The organism is Flavobacterium proteolyticum (genome assembly GCF_015223105.1).
Classification (GTDB): domain Bacteria; phylum Bacteroidota; class Bacteroidia; order Flavobacteriales; family Flavobacteriaceae; genus Flavobacterium; species Flavobacterium proteolyticum.
On record NZ_JADFTZ010000002.1, the window covers coordinates 451689 to 472214 of the forward strand.

The 20526-nt window shown below is 33.9% G+C and carries 11 protein-coding genes, 1 tRNA gene, 1 rRNA gene and 1 pseudogene; 4 read left to right on the plus strand and 10 right to left on the minus strand.

Translation table 11 applies throughout. The annotated features are described in order from the left end of the window. Nucleotides 1-12: 12 nt before the first annotated feature. Entirely contained in the window at nt 13-5892 is a 5880-nt protein-coding gene (locus IM755_RS07505; protein WP_194095336.1) for a T9SS type A sorting domain-containing protein, read from the minus strand. Nucleotides 5893-6628: 736 nt separating this feature from the next. Here IM755_RS07505 and IM755_RS07510 point away from each other — a divergent pair. Next, nucleotides 6629-9883 carry a reprolysin-like metallopeptidase gene (locus tag IM755_RS07510; RefSeq protein WP_194095338.1) on the plus strand — a complete coding sequence of 1085 codons (3255 nt, stop codon included), beginning with the start codon at nt 6629-6631 and terminating at the stop codon, nt 9881-9883. A gap of 110 nt (nt 9884-9993) precedes the next feature. On the opposite strand, the gene IM755_RS07515 is transcribed toward IM755_RS07510, so the two are convergent. The 8 genes from IM755_RS07515 to IM755_RS07550 all read right to left on the minus strand — a co-directional run bounded on the left by IM755_RS07515 (nt 9994) and on the right by IM755_RS07550 (nt 17116). Further along, nucleotides 9994-10071, minus strand: a tRNA-Val gene (locus IM755_RS07515). Nucleotides 10072-10153: 82 nt separating this feature from the next. Beyond that, nucleotides 10154-11368: a bifunctional folylpolyglutamate synthase/dihydrofolate synthase gene (locus IM755_RS07520; protein WP_194095340.1), complete on the minus strand. Its 1215-nt coding sequence runs from the start codon at nt 11366-11368 to the stop codon at nt 10154-10156. A gap of 22 nt (nt 11369-11390) precedes the next feature. Further along, nucleotides 11391-12197 (minus strand): energy transducer TonB, encoded by an 807-nt coding sequence (locus IM755_RS07525; protein WP_194095342.1) that lies wholly within the window; start codon nt 12195-12197, stop codon nt 11391-11393. Nucleotides 12198-12204: 7 nt separating this feature from the next. Beyond that, nucleotides 12205-12600 carry an ExbD/TolR family protein gene (locus tag IM755_RS07530; RefSeq protein ID WP_026726420.1) on the minus strand — a complete coding sequence of 132 codons (396 nt, stop codon included), beginning with the start codon at nt 12598-12600 and terminating at the stop codon, nt 12205-12207. After that, on the minus strand, nt 12600-13304 hold the full coding sequence (locus IM755_RS07535; protein ID WP_026726421.1) for a MotA/TolQ/ExbB proton channel family protein: 705 nt from the start codon (nt 13302-13304) through the stop codon (nt 12600-12602). The genes IM755_RS07530 and IM755_RS07535 overlap by 1 nt, the downstream gene beginning before the upstream one ends. A 48-nt stretch (nt 13305-13352) precedes the next feature. Continuing rightward, a complete protein-coding gene (gene nhaD, locus IM755_RS07540; protein WP_194095353.1) occupies nt 13353-14726 on the minus strand; it encodes a sodium:proton antiporter NhaD in 1374 nt (457 codons plus the stop codon). An 11-nt stretch (nt 14727-14737) separates the two neighbouring features. After that, the gene (locus IM755_RS07545) at nt 14738-15964 is read right to left on the minus strand and encodes a Glu/Leu/Phe/Val dehydrogenase dimerization domain-containing protein (protein ID WP_194095356.1); all 1227 of its coding nucleotides are present in this window, start codon (nt 15962-15964) and stop codon (nt 14738-14740) included. Nucleotides 15965-16054: 90 nt separating this feature from the next. After that, the gene (locus IM755_RS07550) at nt 16055-17116 is read right to left on the minus strand and encodes an anhydro-N-acetylmuramic acid kinase (protein WP_194095358.1); all 1062 of its coding nucleotides are present in this window, start codon (nt 17114-17116) and stop codon (nt 16055-16057) included. A 96-nt stretch (nt 17117-17212) separates the two neighbouring features. On the opposite strand from IM755_RS07550, the gene IM755_RS07555 reads away from it, so the two are divergent. The 3 genes and pseudogenes from IM755_RS07555 to IM755_RS07565 all read left to right on the plus strand — a co-directional run bounded on the left by IM755_RS07555 (nt 17213) and on the right by IM755_RS07565 (nt 19958). Continuing rightward, nucleotides 17213-18352, plus strand: a complete 1140-nt coding sequence (locus IM755_RS07555; RefSeq protein WP_194095360.1) for an acyl-CoA dehydrogenase — start codon at nt 17213-17215, stop codon at nt 18350-18352. 192 nt (nt 18353-18544) lie between these two features. Continuing rightward, nucleotides 18545-19408 (plus strand): annotated as a pseudogene (locus IM755_RS12880) (RHS repeat-associated core domain-containing protein); the annotation flags it as partial. Next, entirely contained in the window at nt 19392-19958 is a 567-nt protein-coding gene (locus IM755_RS07565; RefSeq protein ID WP_194095362.1) for a hypothetical protein, read from the plus strand. The pseudogene IM755_RS12880 and the gene IM755_RS07565, both read left to right, overlap by 17 nt. Nucleotides 19959-20201: 243 nt before the next feature. Here the strand turns inward: IM755_RS07565 and rrf are convergent. Beyond that, nucleotides 20202-20311, minus strand: a 5S ribosomal RNA gene (rrf, locus tag IM755_RS07570). Nucleotides 20312-20526: the final 215 nt, after the last annotated feature.

Genomic DNA, 20526 nt, shown 5'->3' on the forward strand with positions numbered 1-20526 from the left:
TTTAAATTTAAACTATTGATTTCCAGAAACTATTTTATGAGTTACAACTTCTTTCGTAGTCATCAATTTCAGAATATACAATTCTCCACCTGAGTGATTGAAATTAAGATCTATTTTTAATTCTTTTCCAAAGTAAACATCTTTATCTTCAAATTGATATAATAATGTTCCTTTAATATCATAAATTTGAATAGTCACACTCGAATCATAATCAAATTGATAATTTAAAGTTATGTACTCTTTAAAAGGATTGGGATAAGCAGTAATATTTAAATCTCCCAAATCACCTGAAACAGCAATATCTGTTTCTTCAGGTATTGGAACTCCAACTCTACATTCATCATAACCTCTATTAATAGCATCTACCGCAGCATTAATATTGGAATGAGAAAGTACACCAATATTTTCTCCTCCTAAAGCTTTATTCGCTAAGACAAACAAGTTTCCAACTGTGGCACCACCATTTGAATTCAAATAATTAATAACATTTTGCGGAATACTAAATACTTGAACTGTTTCCATGTTAGGAATATTCGATCCACATTCAATAGTTTTCGCTGTTGCAAAAGTAGCTTCTAACTCTAAACCTCCTAAATCACCATCCACTTGAATATTAAAGAATAGTGTCATGGTTTGACTCAATAAGTTATTATTAATTGAACCTTTTCTCGAACCTTTAGAAGTAAGAGGATCATTATCAGACCAAGTTGAATACATATCGTATGTTGCAAAACCAATTAATTTTCTTGGACTACCACCTCCTGGTAACATTTTATAAATATTGTTATCTCTAGGGTTTGCAATTCCAATAACATCGCTTAGTTTAAGAGTAAAGAAATTTCCAGTTGTTACACTTCCAAAATTATAACTACCTCCAACTAACTCTAACGCTTTTCTCATCATTATTTGAGAATTAACGACTCCTAAATCTTGCGTACAACCAAGTCCCGCATAATTACCATAGAATCCTTGAGTATAAGTACAGTAATCATTATCACATGGGATAAGTTCCACATTAATTTCATCTAAAATTTCACAATCATTAGCATCAACAATACTAATAGAATGACTACCAGAACTTAGACCCAAAAAAGTATAGGGAGAAGACTGCTCTGTAGCAACTCCACCATCAATACTCACAAAGTAAGGAGGTGTACCTCCTGAAAATACAGCTTGAATACTACCAGTTGCAGAACCTGAACAATTTTCTGGTCTCATTTCTAATGACAATGATAATGCATTAGGTTGAATAATTTCAAGTGGAGAGCCTGTATTACAAGTAATTCCAACAGCGTCTGTTACCAAATATTCATAGGTACCTGCTAACAAGTTGGATGTTGTATCATCGAAATCACCTTGAAATACCTTAACAATTGGTTCTTGAAGATTTGCGCCAGAAATAACCAAAGTATAAGGAGGAGTTGAACCCCCTGAAATCACTCTTATTGATCCCGAATTATCCCCACTACAAAGAACAGGAGTAACAGAAGCCTCACAAGTCAAATTACAATTATACGACAACCTAAATGATGCTGAACAAGAAGAAGAACATCCGTTTTCATCTTGAACTGTCCATGTAACAAGGACAGATGTCTCCACAACATCAGCTACTCCAAGTGTAGGATTTAATGGTGCATGACCTTCAGTTGGTTCCGCATTCAGTGGAGTATAAACGTAGGTTACATTAATAACTTCAAAATCAGGATCTGAATTTAATGTTGCAAAAGAATTAAACCAAGCATCAAAATTAGAATTTGTAGTAGATTGAGCTAAGGCAACCGAAACACCACATTGAACTTGATTATCCATTGAATCATCAGGACATTCAAGCACTGGAAGTGCATTTATAATTACAACTGCCCCATCACTATTAGTACATTCATTCCCATCGTTATATGTGTAAGTTACATTATAAGTTCCTGGTGCAAGACCTTCGGAGTCAAATAATCCTGAAGCACTTACGTGATCGCCACTCCATGTTCCTCCCGCTGGTGAAGCTGTTAATTGCACAGTAAATCCTGTACAAACAGATGCATCATTGGCATTAACAATTGGCAATCCATTTACGGTAACAACTGCAACATCACTATTGCTACATTGATTTGCATCGGAATATGTATAGGTTACATTATAAGAACCAGCAACTAATCCTGAGGCATCAAATAATCCTGAAGCACTTACGTGATCCCCACTCCATGTTCCTCCCGCTGGTGAAGCTGTTAATTGCACAGTAAATCCTGAACAAACAGATGTATCATTGGCGACAACTATCGGTAATGCATTAACGGTAACAACTGCAACATCACTATTACTACATTGATTTGCATCGGAATAAGTATAGGTTACATTATAAGAACCAGCAACTAATCCTGAGGCATCAAATAATCCTGAAGCACTTACGTGATCCCCACTCCATGTTCCTCCCGCTGGTGAAGCTGTTAATTGCACAGTAAATCCTGTACAAACAGATGTATCATTGGCGGCAACTATCGGTAATGCATTAACGGTAACAACTGCAACATCACTATTACTACATTGATTTGAATCGGAATAAGTATAGGTTACATTATAAGAACCTGCAACTAATCCTGAGGCATCAAACAATCCTGAAGCACTTACGTGATCGCCACTCCATGTTCCTCCTGCTGGTGAAGCTGTTAATTGCACGGTAAATCCTGTACAAACAGATGCGTCATTGGCAGCAACTATTGGTAATGCATTAACGGTAACAACTGCAACATCGCTATTACTACATTGATTTGCATCTGAATATGTGTAAGTCACATTATACGAACCCGCAGTTAATCCTGAAGCATTAAATAATCCTGAAGCACTTACGTGATCGCCGCTCCATGTTCCTCCTGCTGGTAAAGCTGTTAATTGAACGGTAAATCCTGTACAAACAGATGCGTCATTGGCAACAACTATTGGTAATGCATTTACAGTAATAACTGCAACATCACTATTGCTACATTGATTTGCATCGGAATATGTATAAGTTACATTATAAGGACCAGCAGCTAATCCTGAGGCATCAAATAATCCTGAAGCACTTACGTGATCGCCACTCCATGTTCCTCCTGCTGGTGAAGCTGTTAATTGCACAGTAAATCCTGTACAAACAGATGCGTCATTGGCAGCAACTATTGGTAATCCATTTACGGTAACAACTGCAACATCACTATTGGTACATTGATTTGCGTCTGAATAAGTATAGGTTACATTATAAGAACCAGCAGCTAATCCTGAGGCATCAAATAATCCTGAAGCACTTACGTGATCGCCACTCCATGTTCCTCCCGCTGGTGAAGCTGTTAATTGCACGGTAAATCCAGTACAAACAGATGCATCATTGGCAGCAACTATTGGCAATCCATTTACAGTAATAACTGCAACATCACTATTGCTACATTGATTTGCATCGGAATATGTATAAGTTACATTATAAGGACCAGCAGCTAATCCTGAGGCATCAAATAATCCTGAAGCACTTACGTGATCGCCACTCCATGTTCCTCCTGCTGGTGAAGCTGTTAATTGCTCAGTAAATCCTGTACAAATAGATGCATCATTGGCAACAACTATTGGTAATGCATTTACAGTAATAACTGCAACATCGCTATTACTACATTGATTTGCATCGGAATAAGTATAGGTTACATTATAAGAACCTGCAACTAATCCTGAGGCATCAAATAATCCTGAAGCACTTACGTGATCCCCACTCCATGTTCCTCCCGCTGGTGAAGCTGTTAATTGCACAGTAAATCCTGTACAAACAGATGTATCATTGGCGGCAACTATCGGTAATGCATTAACGGTAACAACTGCAACATCACTATTACTACATTGATTTGCATCGGAATAAGTATAGGTTACATTATAAGAACCAGCAACTAATCCTGAGGCATCAAATAATCCTGAAGCACTTACGTGATCGCCGCTCCATGTTCCTCCCGCTGGTGAAGCTGTTAATTGCACAGTAAATCCTGTACAAACAGATGCATCATTGGCAACAACTATTGGTAATGCATTTACGGTGACAACTGCAACATCGCTATTACTACATTGATTTGCATCTGAATAAGTATATGTCACATTATAAGAACCCGCAACTAATCCTGAGGCATCAAATAATCCTGAAGCACTTACGTGATCGCCACTCCATGTTCCTCCTGCTGGTGAAGCTGTTAATTGCACAGTAAATCCTGTACAAACAGATGCATCATTGGCAGCAACTATTGGTAATCCATTTACGGTAACAACTGCAACATCGCTATTACTACATTGATTTGCATCTGAATAAGTATAGGTTACATTATAAGAACCAGCAGCTAATCCTGAGGCATCAAATAATCCTGAAGCTCTTACATGATTGCCACTCCATGTTCCTCCAGCTGGTGAAGCTGTTAATTGCACGGTAAATCCAGCACAAACAGATACATCATTGGCAGCAACTATTGGTAATGCATTAACGGTTAAAATACCTGCATCTTCTCCATCACATGCTGTATTATGACTACCATCTATAACAATTACTTTATAAACGCCACCATTATCAGCTGAAGTAAGAATTGGAGTAGTATAACTATTGTTTGTCGCTCCGGATATCAAAACATTGTTTAAATACCATTGATAAGTATAACCTGGAACAGATGCAGTAGCAAAAGTAGCAGTAGCGCCTACACATGCTTGTTCATCATCAACAGATGGCGATGGGTTATTATTAACTACCAAATTCACCGAACAAGGATTCTCAGTTGGAACACCATTTTTATCTTTCACTACAACCGAATAAGTTCCTGCTACACCAACCGTTATTGAAGCCGTTGTGGCGGTAAATCCATTTGGACCTGTCCAGACAAAAGTATATGGTGCACCTCCGGAACCGTTAATTCCTGTTGCTGTGAAAGTAGCTGTATCACCAGAACATACTGAAGCAGATAAAGGTGTAATTGAACAAGTTGGTGGAACAATTACAGAACTAGAAGCCATTTGTTGATCCTGACTTCCTAATGTTACACAATTACTAAGTGGAGAACATATGTTTTGGATATGAAAATGGTAAGGAGAACCACTAATTGTTGATGCTCCATTTCCAACACCCCAACCTTCGCAAGAAACAGTTAATTCAGCAGCAATATGACATCCCAATACTAACAAAGCTTTTGTTGAAGTAGGTGTAAATGTAACTGTACAATAGGTTTTCTGAGTACTACTAGCATTCTCATTTCCCCAAACATAGGTAATATTAGAAATCGTACCATTATAAATCCAAAGAGAATTTTTATCAGGAAAAGCTGCATCAGCATTCTGTTGACAAGCCATTTTAAGTGCTGTCTCATTATAATAACTAGCAGGAACTCCACCTGTATTTCCAGCATTAGGTATAGGAAATACGTAAGTTGACTTTGTTGGATTATAACCTGTTAAACCGTCTAGTGGATTGACAATTTCTTCAATACGATTAGGTCCAGTAAAGAAATCAAAAGCATGTTGACCATCTGTACCTTGAATAATATTAATATCAAATGTAACAGATGCGGGAACATTAGGAGTTAACCCAGCTAATTCGATACGAGTAGGAATAGATTCTCCTTCTGTAAAATGAGAATTTGTTCCTTGAGCATTACCATTAGCCCAATTAACTGGACTTTCAGGCGCTGAAGCGGGTCCATTTTTACCCCACTGAGAATTATTTGTGTTTGACTGTCCATAAAAAGAAACCTGACCTAACACTAGGAATAAAATTGTAAAACGACAGACCCAATTTTTATTAAATTCAACTTCCTGTAAATAGGAAGACCAATCTTTAAACACCCTTGTTAATTTTTGCCACAAGCAAACAAACGATTGGGTATTCTCACGATAAAATAGAATAAATTTTTTCATAATAATACGGTTTTAGTGCCATATCATTAGTAAGTTCAGATAGAAGGAGCATCAAAAAAAGATGAAAACTTTCCAATCATGAATTGAAATTTTAAAAAAGAATTAAATATAAAAGAAAAGAAAACTGTTAATTGATTATTGTAAGGGAAAAATTGCGATTTGCAATCACACAATCAATAGAACCGTCCCATAAACTGATTAGAAAAATTAAAGAATATTTAATTCATTAAATCTAATCTAGCATTATCGCATTTAAACAAACATAATTCAGATTTGTTTTGTCAAAGTTAACTTATTTACCATCAATATTCCAACCCAATCAAGAGAGTTTTTAAAACTTTAACTATTTAACAAAACATTAATTATCAATTACTTACATTTTTTAAACCTAACATAAAAGGCAATATTTTTATCAAAATTAAGATTATAAGATATAACGATTAAAAAAAACGTTTAAGTACTTTTTATTTGTAAAAAGAAATTTAAAAAAAATAACTTGAGTTACTTTTATCCTGTTTTTTTGTTTTTAATCAAAAGAGAAAATAATTAGTGTCTTTATAAAAAATCAATTGATTATCAAATAGTTACTTTTTTCTTAAAAAACATATCAGAAATTTTAGCTTATATCTTACAAACTTTTAAAAAACAATGTATTTCATCGATTTTATTGTTAATTTCGTCGATGATGTATTTTTAAATACTTAGTTTTGAAGCGGTTAACAAAATGACAATGACAATGAAAAAACTAATTTCTACCGCTCTACTTTTTACAATTACTTTCGGAATAGCACAAAACAAAAATAATTTGTGGAAAAAAAGTAATTCAAATGAAAGTTCTAAACAAATCACAAAAACAGACTTACCTCAAAAAAATGTATTCGAATTAGATGTACCTACAATGAAAAAATTGTTAAGTACTTCTACTAAGAGAGAAAATATTAATACTGCATCTAAGTTAATTATCACATTACCAAACGGAGAAGGACAACTTGAAAATTTTTATGTTTATGAAAATGCCATAATGGTACCAGAATTAGCGGCAAAATATCCTGAAATTAAATCTTATTTAGCTGTTGGTATTGAAAACCCAAATGCTCGTGCCTATTTTAGCTTTTCCCCTTTAGGATTCAATTCAATGATATTATATCCGGATCAATCTGCTGTTTTTATTGAACCTATATCAAGTGATCTTACTACTTACTCTGTTTATAAAAAATCTGATAAGAAAAAAGGATTTGGAAAATTTGAATGCGGAGTAATTGATGAGACTATTGATGCAATTCAACCAAGCAATACAGATTATAATTTAAGAGGAGCTGATGATGCCAAACTTAGAACTTTTAGATTAGCTCTATCTTGTACTGGAGAATATGCTAACTACTTTGGAGGAACTAAAGCAGGAGCATTAGCTGCAATGAATAACTCTATGACAAGAATTAATGGAGTTTTTGAAAAAGACTTCGGAGTTAAATTGATACTAATTGCTAATAATGATGCTATAATCTATACAAACACAGCAACAGATCCATTTTCAGACCCAGCAAACTATCCAAATTGGGGAACAGAAAACCAAAATAATTTAACAACTGTTATTGGAGCTTCAAATTATGATATCGGACATTTATTTGGCCTAGGAACTGTAGGCAGTGGAGATGCTGGTTGTAGAGGATGTGTTTGTAATGACACCTCAAAAGGACGAGGTTACTCAAGATCAAATTCAGCAACCTACAGACCAGATTCAGACTTTTATACTATCGATATAGTTGCCCATGAGATGGCACATCAATTAGGTGCAAATCACACTTTTACACATGTAAACGAAGGAACAATTGCACAATTAGAACCAGGAAGTGGCTCTACTATTATGAGTTATGCTGGAGGTACAAGTAAAAATGTTCAAAACAATAAAGATGCTTATTTTCATGCAATTAGTATTCAACAAGTAACTGATAATATTAAAACAAAAACCTGTCCAATAGTAATTTCAACTGGAAATGCTGTTCCTGTTGTGAATTCTGGAATGGATTATACTATACCTAAAAGAACTCCTTTTATGTTAATTGGTTCTGCAACTGATGAAAACACTAACGACTTATTAACATATAGCTGGGAAGAAATGGATTTAGGAACCGCTACAACATCTGTACCCAGCGCAAGTGCAACAACAGGACCTCTATTTAGATCCTATGCACCGTCAACATCGCCAATACGATATTTTCCTAACATGAGTACTATTTTAGCAGGATTAACAACTACTTCAGGAGCACAAATTCCTGTTGAAGAATTACCTGGAGTTGCTCGTACTTTAAATTTTCGCTTAACAGTAAGAGATAATAGAATTGGAGGTGGAGCAAATAATTCAGATGACATGATTATTACTGTTAATGATGTAGCTGGCCCATTTACAGTAGATTCACAAAACACAACTATGACATATGTAGTTGGAACTACTCAAACAATTAATTGGTCGGTTGCAGGTACTGATGCAAATGGAGTAAATTGTGCCTTTGTAGATATTTTACTATCTACAGATGGAGGACAAACCTTCCCAACAGTTTTAGTTGCTGGAACTCCAAATGATGGAACTCAAAATATTGTAATACCAAATATTCCAGGAACTACTAACCGAATAATGGTGAAAGGAACCAACCACATTTTCTTTGATGTGAACAATGCTAACTTTACTATTACTGGCAACGTCAATACTGACACTACTGCTCCAACAGTTTCAATACTTTCTGCTTCCGGAACAACAACTACTAGCACAAATCTATCTTGGACCTCTGCAACAGACAATATTGGTATTACAGGTTATGATGTATACCAAAATGGTACGTTAAAAACTACTACAAATGCTACTACGCTATCTGTAACTGGTTTAAATGCTTCCACAGCATATGACTTCTATGTAAAAGCAAAAGATGCGGCCGGAAATGTTTCAACTGCTAGTAATACTGTAAATATAACAACACTAACACCGGCAGATATAACTGCTCCGTCAACTTCAACACTTTCAGCTTCAGGCACCACAACATCAAGTACAAACTTATCTTGGACTATTGCTACTGATAATGTAGGAGTTTCAAGTTATGATATCTATCAAAATGGTGTATACAGAACCAGTACAATTAACACATCGATTACAATAACAGGTTTAACTGCTTCAACAACTTATAACTTCTATGTAAAAGCAAAAGATGTAACTGGTAATGTATCTGCTGCTAGTAATATCGTTACGATAACAACTTCTTCAATAACAAGTTTAGTAACTACTCCTACATTTTGTAATTCAACAGGTGGAACATCAAGAGAATATATCAACAATGTTATTGTTGGCACAATCAATAACACCTCTGGAAATAACAATGGATATGGCAACTACACTACTATGTCTACCGATTTAGCTCTAGGCTCTACATCAAAAATTACGATTACTCCAATATGGATTGGTGCCTCAAGAGCTGAATCTTATAATGTATGGATTGATTTTAATAAAAATGGAACCTTTGAATCAACAGAATTAGTATTTACTAAATCAAAATCAAAAACATCATCAGTTAGTGGAAGTTTAACTATTCCTACAGATGCACTTACAGGTTCTACTAGAATGAGAGTTTCTATGAAATATAATGTATTACCAACTCCATGTGAAACATTCTCTGCAGGAGAAGTTGAAGATTATACCATCAACATAACATCAGCAGCTATTACAAGAAATTCACAAGAAGTAACTGTTGTTGAAAACACCAAAGAAGAAGTAACAAAACTAGATTTTAAATTATATCCAAACCCAGTTAAAGGCGATACTGTTAATTTCACAGAATTAGAAGATACAACTTCATACCGAATCTTTAATCAAATGGGACAACAAGTAGCTAGTGGGTACATTGAAAACAACTCAGTTAATGTTGGAACACTTATGCCTGCTATTTATATCATTGAGGTTACAGATGGAAAATCAGTAGGAACAAAACGTTTTATAAAAGAGTAGAAATCCAATATAATCTTTATTAAATTTATGAGCTGCTCATTATAGGCAGCTTATTTTATTTAAAAAAATAAAGACATAAAAAAATCCCACATTTCTGTGGGATTTAAATTTGGTGGGCGATGAGGGGTTCGAACCCCCGACCCCCTCGGTGTAAACGAGGTGCTCTGAACCAGCTGAGCTAATCGCCCTAATAAATTGCTTTACTATTACCGTATTGCGAGTGCAAATATACAAGGATTATTTGTATATGCAAGTGTTTTTGAAAAAAAATTACACAATTTCTGCCACTACAAAAGTACTTCCGCCTATGTAAATAAAATCAGAATCTTTCGCTGAATTAATAGCTTCATCATAAGCTTCTGATACCGAATTAAATACTCTTCCAAACAAACTAAAATCAATTGCTTTTTGTTTTAAAATTTCAGCATCTAATCCGCGAGGAACATTAGGTTTACAGAAATAATATTTCGCACTTTTTGGAAATAATGGTAAAATTGAATCTAAATCCTTATCATTTACCACACCTAAAACTATATGAAGCGTTTCAAAAGAATGCTTTTGAATTTGATTCAATACTATTTTTAATCCGTGACTATTGTGAGCCGTATCACAAACAGTAAAAGGCTTTTGTTTTAAAATTTGCCATCTACCGAGTAATCCTGTATTTTGAATTACATTTTTCAATCCTAACTTAATATGTTTCTCATCGATATCAAATTGTGATTGCAATAATTCAATAGCTTGAAGCACCGTTTTCTTGTTATGAACTTGATAATCTCCTAATAAAGCGCATTCGAAAGTAACTTCTGGATTATCTTGAGCAAAATATATAGGTGCGTTTTCTAATTTCGCTTTAGCAGTAAAAACAAGCTTTGTTTCTTCCGAATATTCACCAATTACTACTGGAATATTCGATTTAATAATTCCAGCTTTTTCAGCAGCAATTTTCGGCAATGTATCTCCTAAAAACTGCGTATGATCAAAACCAATATTCGTAATTACTGAAACCAAAGGTGAAATCACATTTGTAGAATCTAGTCTCCCTCCCATTCCAACTTCGATAACAGCTACATCAACTTGTTCTTTAGCAAAATAATCAAAGGCTAAACCAACCGTCATTTCGAAAAAACTCAACTGATTGGCCTCAAAAAACGATTTATTTTCCGAAATAAAATCAACCACAAAATCTTCGGAAATCATTTCACCATTGATGCGGATTCGTTCGCGAAAATCTTTTAAATGTGGCGAAGTGTACAAACCCACTTTATATCCTGCTTCTTTTAAAATTGAAGCAATCATAGATGACGTTGACCCTTTCCCGTTGGTTCCAGCTACGTGAATCGATTTGAATTTAGTCTCGGGATGTTGTAAACGTTCTACCAATAACAAAGTATTGGTCAAATCTTTTTTATAAGCTGAAGCACCTTGCATTTGAAACATGGGTAACTGGCTAAACATCCAATCTGTAGTTTCTTTGTAAGTCATTTTGAATTGGATAATAAAGAAATTATTCTCCTACTTGGAAATTCACAACCACAAAACCAATTTGGGTTTCGGGTGCATTGGCATCAGGTTGCCATTTAAAAGTTTTAGCAGTTTCCAATGCTGGATTTACTAAACAAGGATTAGTATTAGTTGTTCCTTGAGAACGTTCTGCTTTAATAACATTTCCTTGGCGGTTTACCCAAATTTTAACCACCACTTTTCCAGATTCATTACAATCTTGAACTCTTTTACTATTACCTGATAATTTTCTTCCAGCTAATCCCCAACCTGTTCCTTTTCCAGTTCCAATTCCATCACCAGAACCATTACCGTAAAAACTATTAGCATATAAACTTCCATTTGGATTACCTTTATCACCACCAGAATCATCATCTCCATGTCCTGATTGTGATGTACCGTCTTGTTTTGGCCCTTTCAAAATACTATTTAATGCACTATTACTTGGCTTTACAGGTTTAGTTTCTGTAGGTTTTACCACAGGCTTATTTTCAGAAGGCTTAACAACTGGTTTTTTTACTTCTTTTTTAGGTAGCGTTATTGGAGCTTCTTCATCTTGCGTTAACACATCATCTTCTTCTGCCGGAACAGGTTCTGACTGCGCTTGATCGGGCGACATTTGCACGGGTTCTGTTGGTTGTATTTCACCACTACCCGTATCGCTAGTTCCAAAGTTAACAGCGATTCCATTTTCAGGCGGAGGATCCATATAGGTTAATCCAAAAATAGTAAACAACAGAAAGAGTATCACAAAAATAACCGAAGTTATTGTGAATGATTTTTTTTCCTCTGGTGTTTCTAAAAATTTCATGATTTAACTATTTAGGATTAACCGCAATAACCATTTTTATTTGATTACGATAGGCAATTTCCATAACCTTAACCACTTTTTCATGTGGAACCGATTTTTCGGCACGCAACACGATAGCCTTATTTTCAGAATTAGCAAACAAAGCCAATAATTGTTTTTCTAAATCGGCTTCGTTCACTTTGTCTTTATCTATAAAAAAGTTCAAATCCTTATCAATACTAACCGATGTACTTTTATTACTATCTGTTTTCCCTTTAGCTTTCGGCAAAACGATATCTAATGCATTTGTAGTTACCATAGTAGAAGTTAGCATGAAAAAGATAAGTAACAAGAACACTATGTCGGTCATTGACGACATATTGAATTCTGTTGAAACTTTATTTCTTGTTTTACCTAACTTCATTATACTGGCTCGTTTAATAAATCTAAGAAATCAACTGCATTGGCTTCCATTTGGTTTACTACTTTATTCGTTTTTACAACTAAATGGTTATAACCAACATAAGCAATAATACCAACAACTAATCCAACAACTGTAGTGGTCATAGCTGTGTAAATACCTTCCGCTAAAACACCCACTTCAATTTGTCCACCACCACTTGCCATTTCATGGAAAGCAAGAATCATACCAACAACAGTACCAAGGAAACCAACCATTGGTCCAGCTCCTGAAATGGTAGCCAACATACTTGTATTTTTCTCTAATTTATATAACTCTAAGTTACCTGCATTTTCAATTGCTGTATTGATGTCTTCTAAAGGTTTTCCAATACGAGATATTCCTTTTTCAATTAATCGCGCCACAGGCGAATTGGTTTGCGCGCATAACATTTTTGCAGCATCTAGCTTACCTGACATAATATTCATTTTGATATTATTCATAAAACTAGCATCGATTTTTGACGCTTTATTAATTGCCATCAAACGTTCGAAATACAAAAACAACGCAAAGAAAAGTTGAAGAAATAAAACAATCATAATAATTTGACCACCAATACCTCCACTGGTAAGCAAACTCCAGATTGATAATGTTTTTTCTGTTACTTGTTCGTCTGCTACTACTTGACTAGCAACCGCTAAACTATCGGCTTGAAGAAATAAACTCATACTGTATACTTAATTTGTAATTAAAACGTAGATTAAAATTAATTATTGTTATCTAATAAAATGTTCAATAAATAAAAAAGTTAATGCTCCTGCCATAAAACCAGCAAAAGCTAACCATGTTATTTTTTTTAAATACCAAATGAAATCGATTTTTTCCATACCCATTGCAGCAACACCAGCTGCAGAACCAATAATTAACATACTTCCTCCAGTTCCTGCAGAATATGCAATAAAATGCCAGATAGAATGATCCATCTCATAAGTATACATTCCCATAGAAGCCGCTACTAAAGGCACATTATCGATAACAGCAGATAAAACCCCTAAAAGTATAACTACTATATCCATGCTTGGAATTGCATTTGAAATACTCTCAGCAGCATAACGTAAAGTACCCACTTCTTGTCCGTTAATTGATCCAAAAACCAAGCTCTCAAGAGCAGCTACCGCCATTAAAATTCCTAAGAAAAATAAAATACTTGAAATTTCAATACGTGACAAGGCTTTATTAGCAGAATATAAATGCTTTCTCGATTTATCAAAATTATCTTCTGGATGAATGTACTCAGAAACCATCCAAACAACTGCTAAACTAAGCATCATTCCCACATAAGGAGGCAAGTGAGTTAACGTTTTAAAAACTGGAACAAAAACAATTGCACCTAATCCTAACCAAAGCATGGTTTTACTACTTAGCAAACGTTCGCGGTCTTCATGGTTTTTTTCATCAACTACAATTTCTCCTTTAAAAATTTTCATTCTTGAAGCTAATGCATAAGGAACTACAAAACAAACAATTGCAGGAATAATAATATATTCTGATAAACCACCTGCGGAAACTTTTTTAGCAATCCACAACATAGTTGTTGTAACATCTCCAATTGGAGACCAAGCTCCTCCTGCATTTGTAGCAATAACAATTAACGAGGCATACCATATACGTTCTTCCCTATTTTGAATTAATTTTCTCAATAATGAAATCAACACAATGGTTGCTGTAAGATTATCAATAACAGCAGACAATATAAAACCTACTATACCTGTAATCCACAAAAGTCTTATTTTACTTTTAGTTTTAACCATATCTTTCAATACGTCAAAACCTCTGTGTAAATCGATTAACTCAACAATGGTCATAGCTCCAATTAAGAAAATCAAAATTTCGGCTACTTTACCAACATGATGCAAAAGTAAACCTTCAAAACCATATTCTTGCTGATGAACATCTCTAGAATTAATATTAAAAATAGCCCCGTGTCCATCAACTACAGAAAACCACCCTTTGTGAAATCCTACAGCTAATAAAGCCCACATTAAGGAAGCCATTAATAATGCTGGAACAGTTTTATCTAATTTTAAAGGATGTTCCAGGGTTATTGACAAATATCCAATAATGAATAGAAGTATTAATATTGCTTCCATGATTTAAAAATTTAAACTAGTTGTTTCAAAGCAATTTCAAAAGCAGTTGCGCTGATATTCTTTTTATCAGCATTTAAAGCATGTGCTTTTTGAATTGCATTTTTTATTGTATTTGAAGTATCAGAGAAAATAGCTTCATCTGTCATTTGTACTTTTTTCTCCATGAAATAAGCAAAAACTCTAGCCATTCCACAATTTGCGATGAAGTCAGGAATTAAACTTACTTTTTTATCGGTTTCTTCCATAATTGGACCAAAGAAAATTTCTTTATCCGCAAACGGAACATTCGCACCACTTGAAATCACTTCTAAACCAGAAGCAATCATGCTATCAACTTGTTCCTTAGTAACCAATCTTGAAGCCGCACATGGAGCAAATACTTGAGCACCCATTGACCAAATCTTCTCGTTGATTTCAGCAAACGGAATCATGTTATCAGCTACTAATTTATTTCCGTCTTTGTTTAAGAATAATGTTGTAATTTCTTCAAATGAGAATCCGTTTTCGTTGATAACACCACCATCTCTATCAATAATACCAACAACTTTTGCTCCCATTTGCGCTAAATAAAAAGCCGCTGCTGAACCTACATTTCCAAAACCTTGAACGATTGCTTTCTTCCCTTTAACATCACCACCATAAATAGTATAATAATGACGAACTGCTTCTGCCACTCCGTAACCGGTAATCATATCGGCAACCGTATATTTTCTATTAACATCTGGAGAGAAATTTGGATTTTCAATCACTTTTATAACTCCTTGACGTAATTGTCCAATTCTATTGATTTTATCGGCTTCTGTTGGCTTAAAGTGACCATTAAAAACACCTTCTTGTGGATGCCAAACACCACAATCTTCAGTCATTGGAATAACTTCATGAATTTCATCTACATTTAAATCACCACCAGTTCCGTAATAATTTTTTAATAATGGAGAAACCGCTTTATACCATCTTTCTAAAACACCTTTTTTTCTTGGATCGTTTGGATCAAAATTGATCCCTGATTTAGCACCACCAATCGCTGGTCCCGAAACTGAAAACTTAACTTCCATAGTTTTCGCCAATGAAAGTACTTCATTCATATCTAATCCCTTACGCATACGAGTTCCGCCACCTGCAGCACCGCCTCTTAACGAGTTGATCACTGTCCATCCTTCTGCATCTGTTTCAGGGTCTTTCCAATTAAATACTATTTCTGGTTCTTTGTTTTCAAATTTCTTTAATAAATCTTTCATTGTGTTGGTTAAATTTTATTCGTTTTACAAATATACATAATCTGTTTAAGGACTAAAGCCTAAACGCTATTTTTTAGTTTTTTATAACATTTACATAAAGACTACTCCAGAGGAATGGTTTTTACTAGCACCTGTCACTGAAGACAATACATTAATTTCATTTAGTAATCGCAATACGCCTAAAAATCCAAAAATTAATGCTTCTTTAAACTGAATCGTTTTATCATCTGGAATTACCACTTCTGTTGTAGGTAAAAAATTATGCAATCTTTCAATCAAAAATCGATTATAAGCACCTCCTCCTGTGACAAATAATTTTGCATTTGGTTTTGAACATATTTTCGAAATTTGAACAGCAATATGTTCAACAAAAGTTCTAAGCTTATCTTTTACATCAATTGAATACGAGTTAATCAAAGGAAAAATTTCAGCATTTACGAATTCCATGCCGAGTGATTTTGGATAAGGTGCTTTATAAAAATCCAAACCATTCAATTGCTTCAATAAATCTTGATTGATATTTCCTGATCTCGCCAAATTTCCAGCATCATCATATGGAAAACCCAATTCATTCGCATAAAAATTCAAAACGGTATTTACGGGCGAAATATCAAAAGCAATACGATTACCATTTTCATTAAAGGAAACATTCGAAAATCCGCCTAAATTCAAACAATAATCATATTGAGAAAAAAGCAATTCATCTCCAATTGGAACCAATGGAGCGCCTTGACCTCCCAATTGTACATCTTGAACCCTAAAATCGCAAACAATTGTTTGATTAACTAAATCACGAATCATGGGAAGATTTCCAATTTGAAGTGTAAATCCGTTCTGAGGTTGGTGCAATATTGTGTGCCCATGACTACAAACTGCGTCAATTTCGGTAAGATTATGCTTGGAAATAAAATCGGAAATTATAGAAGCTAAAAGTTTTGTGTAGGCAACATTTAATTCTTCTAATTCTGATGAACTAAAATGAATCGCGTTTTTCAATTTGTTAAGCCATTCTTCCGAGTACGAAAAAGTTTCGGATTGAAAAATTTCAAACGTCCAATTCTCTGAATGATTGAATTTTATATAAGCCAAATCGACTCCATCTAACGATGTGCCCGACATAACTCCGATAACGTTGTAGTTTTCTTTAAACATGGGTTAAAATTACAAATTGTTATTGAAAATTTGGTAATTAATCTTTACATTTGGTTCCTGAAATTACAAAATAATCAAACATTACATCTAAATAATATGGATTTTAAATTAACCGAAGAGCATTTGATGATTCAGCAAGCTGCTAGAGATTTTGCTCAAACAGAATTATTACCTGGAGTTATTGAAAGAGATGAACATTCAAAATTCCCAACAGAACAAGTGAAAATGATGGGAGAACTTGGGTTCTTAGGAATGATGGTTGATCCAAAATACGGAGGAGCTGGATTAGACAGTTTGTCTTATGTTTTAGCTATGGAAGAAATTGCAAAAGTGGATGCTTCTGCAGCGGTAATCATGTCGGTAAACAACTCACTAGTTTGTGCTGGTTTAGAAAAATACGGTTCAGAAGAGCAAAAAGTAAAATATTTAACTCCACTTGCTAAAGGAGAAAAAATTGGAGCTTTCTGTTTATCAGAGCCAGAAGCAGGTTCAGATGCAACTTCGCAAAGAACTACTGCTATTGACATGGGCGACCATTATTTAGTAAACGGGACAAAAAACTGGATTACAAATGGTGGAACAGCTTCTACTTATCTAGTAATTGCACAAACTGACGCTTCAAAAGGACACAAAGGAATTAACGTTCTTATTGTAGAAAAAGGAATGCCAGGTTTTGAAGTAGGTCCAAAAGAAAAGAAAATGGGAATCCGTGGTTCTGACACACATACCTTATTATTTAATGATGTAAAAGTTCCTAAAGAAAACAGAATTGGTGCAGACGGATTTGGTTTTGCTTTCGCGATGTCAACATTAAACGGAGGAAGAATTGGAATTGCATCTCAAGCTTTAGGTATTGCGCAAGGAGCTTATGAATTAGCATTAAAATATTCACAAGAGCGTGTAGCTTTTGGAAAACCAATTTTTAATCATCAAGCAATTGCATTCAAATTAGCCGATATGCATGTAAAAATTACATGTGCTAGATTGTTAATTCACAAAGCAGCAACTGAAAAAGATAATGGTGAAGATATAGCACATTCTGGTGCTATGGCTAAGTTATATGCTTCTGAAATTGCTTTAGAAGTAGCAAATGAAGCTGTTCAAATTCACGGTGGAAATGGTTACGTAAGTGAATACCACGTAGAAAGAATGATGCGTGATTCTAAAATCACACAGATTTACGAAGGAACTTCAGAAATTCAAAGAATTGTAATTTCTAGAGGTTTAGTGAAATAATTAAAACCTTAAATAAATAGAAATCCGACTTCACAAGAGTCGGATTTTTTTATATCTGAAATTGATTATACCCATGATCATTCCGTTCTATTTAAAATAAAATAAGTAAATCATAACAACAATGATAGTTTTACAATTGATATTTTTATTATTTTCGTATTGAAATGATGTTTATTTTACAAGTATAAATACAACGGTAAAGAATACCAAGACGAGCTAGGGCTTAACATGTACGATTACGGAGCAAGAAATTACGACCCAGCTTTAGGTAGATGGATGAATATTGACCCATTAGCGGAAAAATATTTTTCTTTATCTTCTTATGTTTATGTAGCAAATATGCCAACTATTGCTATTGACCCAGATGGTAGGGATATTGTTATAATAGGTAGTCCAGAATACAGACAAAAAGTCTTAAATGAATTAAAGAATTTATCAAAAACAAATTCAGGTGCAACACAAGTATATAAAGCTATAAATTCTAAAAACACATTATATATTTATGACCCATCAGATGATTCAAGGGCTAATAACATAAATTCATTTAATAAAGATAAAGGATATGAAGCCTTAGCGTTTAATTTTGATAAAGCAAATGAATCTCATACCGAGAATGGTGAAGAAGTAGAAAATACTGCATCGACTACTTTGATTCATGAATTAGGTCATTTTAATTCTGATGAAGGAGAAGATGGTTATTTGAATGACGATGAAGGCAATTCAACTAGATATTTAGGTGAAGAAGTTCCTGCTACAGAAATTGAAAATGAATACAGAAAAGAAGTAGGAATGAAACCTAGAACACATTATGGTACTAGTAAAGATAATTCTGTAAAAACTTTCGGGAAGAAATTGGCAGGTCAAGATTCGAGAGGTAACTATAACACGTCAAATAAAAAAGATTACGCCAAGAGTAAAACAACTGTTGGAAAGTTTTCATTTAAAAGAGTAACAGAGAAGAAATCATCTAATATTTACGGACAAGGCGGAAGATTTATTAGAGTTAAAGGTAGTGATGGAAAACAAATAAGATTAAAAGATGCAAAAAAGGGATAAATTTTTACTGATTCTATTTTTTTCAATTTTTACGAATTGTTCAGATAGTAAAATTTCAATATTAGATTGGAATGCCTCTATATATAGCCATTTAAATAAAAATAATGTTTTTTTAATTGAGAATTTAAAAGTTAAAAAAGAAATTGATTTTATCTTAAATAGTAGAGTTGCATTCTTTGAGGAATTTAACAAAATAATTTCAGATTATAAAAAGGATGATATTATTGTTTATGAAAATTATGATTGTGGGTTTAATAAAAATGATGATTTTGAGACTGACATTCCATTTTCAAAGAATAAATTTTATTTTGAAATAACAATTGCAATAAAAGGCGAAAATAAATTTTATTATTACGCCAAATCTTATTCAGAGATTAAAAATTTAGAATTTGAAAAAGTTAAATATGAAAGCCATGATGAATATCTAAATGCAATCAATCCAAAGGAAAATAAAGCTCTAATGAAAGATAATTATTTGTTAAATAATTTATCAATAATATCTTTTATTAATGATTCAACGATTGATAAAGTTTTTTTTAGTATTAATTAATCTTTTATAAATCATTTAGATTTAGAACTACAACCATTCAGAATTCCTAAATTAAAATAGGATTAGTTAACTAGTTCGCAAACAAATTAAACGGCATTGATGTATGATTCAGAAATGCCGTTTTTTTAATAGTAAAAACAAGAAATCCTAACCGTTACAAGTTAGGATTTCTTATTTTCGTCCCATCGGGACGTTATATTGGTAACAAAAAACCCCTCATCGATAGATGAAGGGTTTTCAAAAGAAAGGCGGCGACATACTCTCCCACATAACTGCAGTACCATCTGCGCAGTCGGGCTTAACTTCTCTGTTCGGAATGGGAAGAGGTGAGCCCCGACGCAATAACCACCTTAAGTTTTAAGTGATTAGCTTTTAGTGATAAGTAATTAGCTTTTGACTAATAACTTTTTACTTGTTACTATTCACTGCAACTTCGTTGCAAATATCTTAACATACTGAGATAAATCGTTTAAAAAGTTACCTGAGGTTACTCGAAGGTAAGAAAGTTTCGCTCCCCGCCTTAGCGGGGAGGCTTGTACATAAGCTAACGGGTTATTAGTACTACTCG

Bases quoted from the DNA above. Each gene is read 5' to 3' on its own strand.
- IM755_RS07505 (WP_194095336.1), bottom strand. From the start codon at position 5,892: ATGAAAAAATTTATTCTATTTTATCGTGAGAATACCCAATCGTTTGTT.
- IM755_RS07510 (WP_194095338.1), top strand. From the start codon at position 6,629: ATGAAAAAACTAATTTCTACCGCTCTACTTTTTACAATTACTTTCGGA.
- IM755_RS07520 (WP_194095340.1), bottom strand. From the start codon at position 11,368: ATGACTTACAAAGAAACTACAGATTGGATGTTTAGCCAGTTACCCATG.
- IM755_RS07525 (WP_194095342.1), bottom strand. From the start codon at position 12,197: ATGAAATTTTTAGAAACACCAGAGGAAAAAAAATCATTCACAATAACT.
- IM755_RS07530 (WP_026726420.1), bottom strand. From the start codon at position 12,600: ATGAAGTTAGGTAAAACAAGAAATAAAGTTTCAACAGAATTCAATATG.
- IM755_RS07535 (WP_026726421.1), bottom strand. From the start codon at position 13,304: ATGAGTTTATTTCTTCAAGCCGATAGTTTAGCGGTTGCTAGTCAAGTA.
- nhaD (WP_194095353.1), bottom strand. From the start codon at position 14,726: ATGGAAGCAATATTAATACTTCTATTCATTATTGGATATTTGTCAATA.
- IM755_RS07545 (WP_194095356.1), bottom strand. From the start codon at position 15,964: ATGAAAGATTTATTAAAGAAATTTGAAAACAAAGAACCAGAAATAGTA.
- IM755_RS07550 (WP_194095358.1), bottom strand. From the start codon at position 17,116: ATGTTTAAAGAAAACTACAACGTTATCGGAGTTATGTCGGGCACATCG.
- IM755_RS07555 (WP_194095360.1), top strand. From the start codon at position 17,213: ATGGATTTTAAATTAACCGAAGAGCATTTGATGATTCAGCAAGCTGCT.
- IM755_RS07565 (WP_194095362.1), top strand. From the start codon at position 19,392: ATGCAAAAAAGGGATAAATTTTTACTGATTCTATTTTTTTCAATTTTT.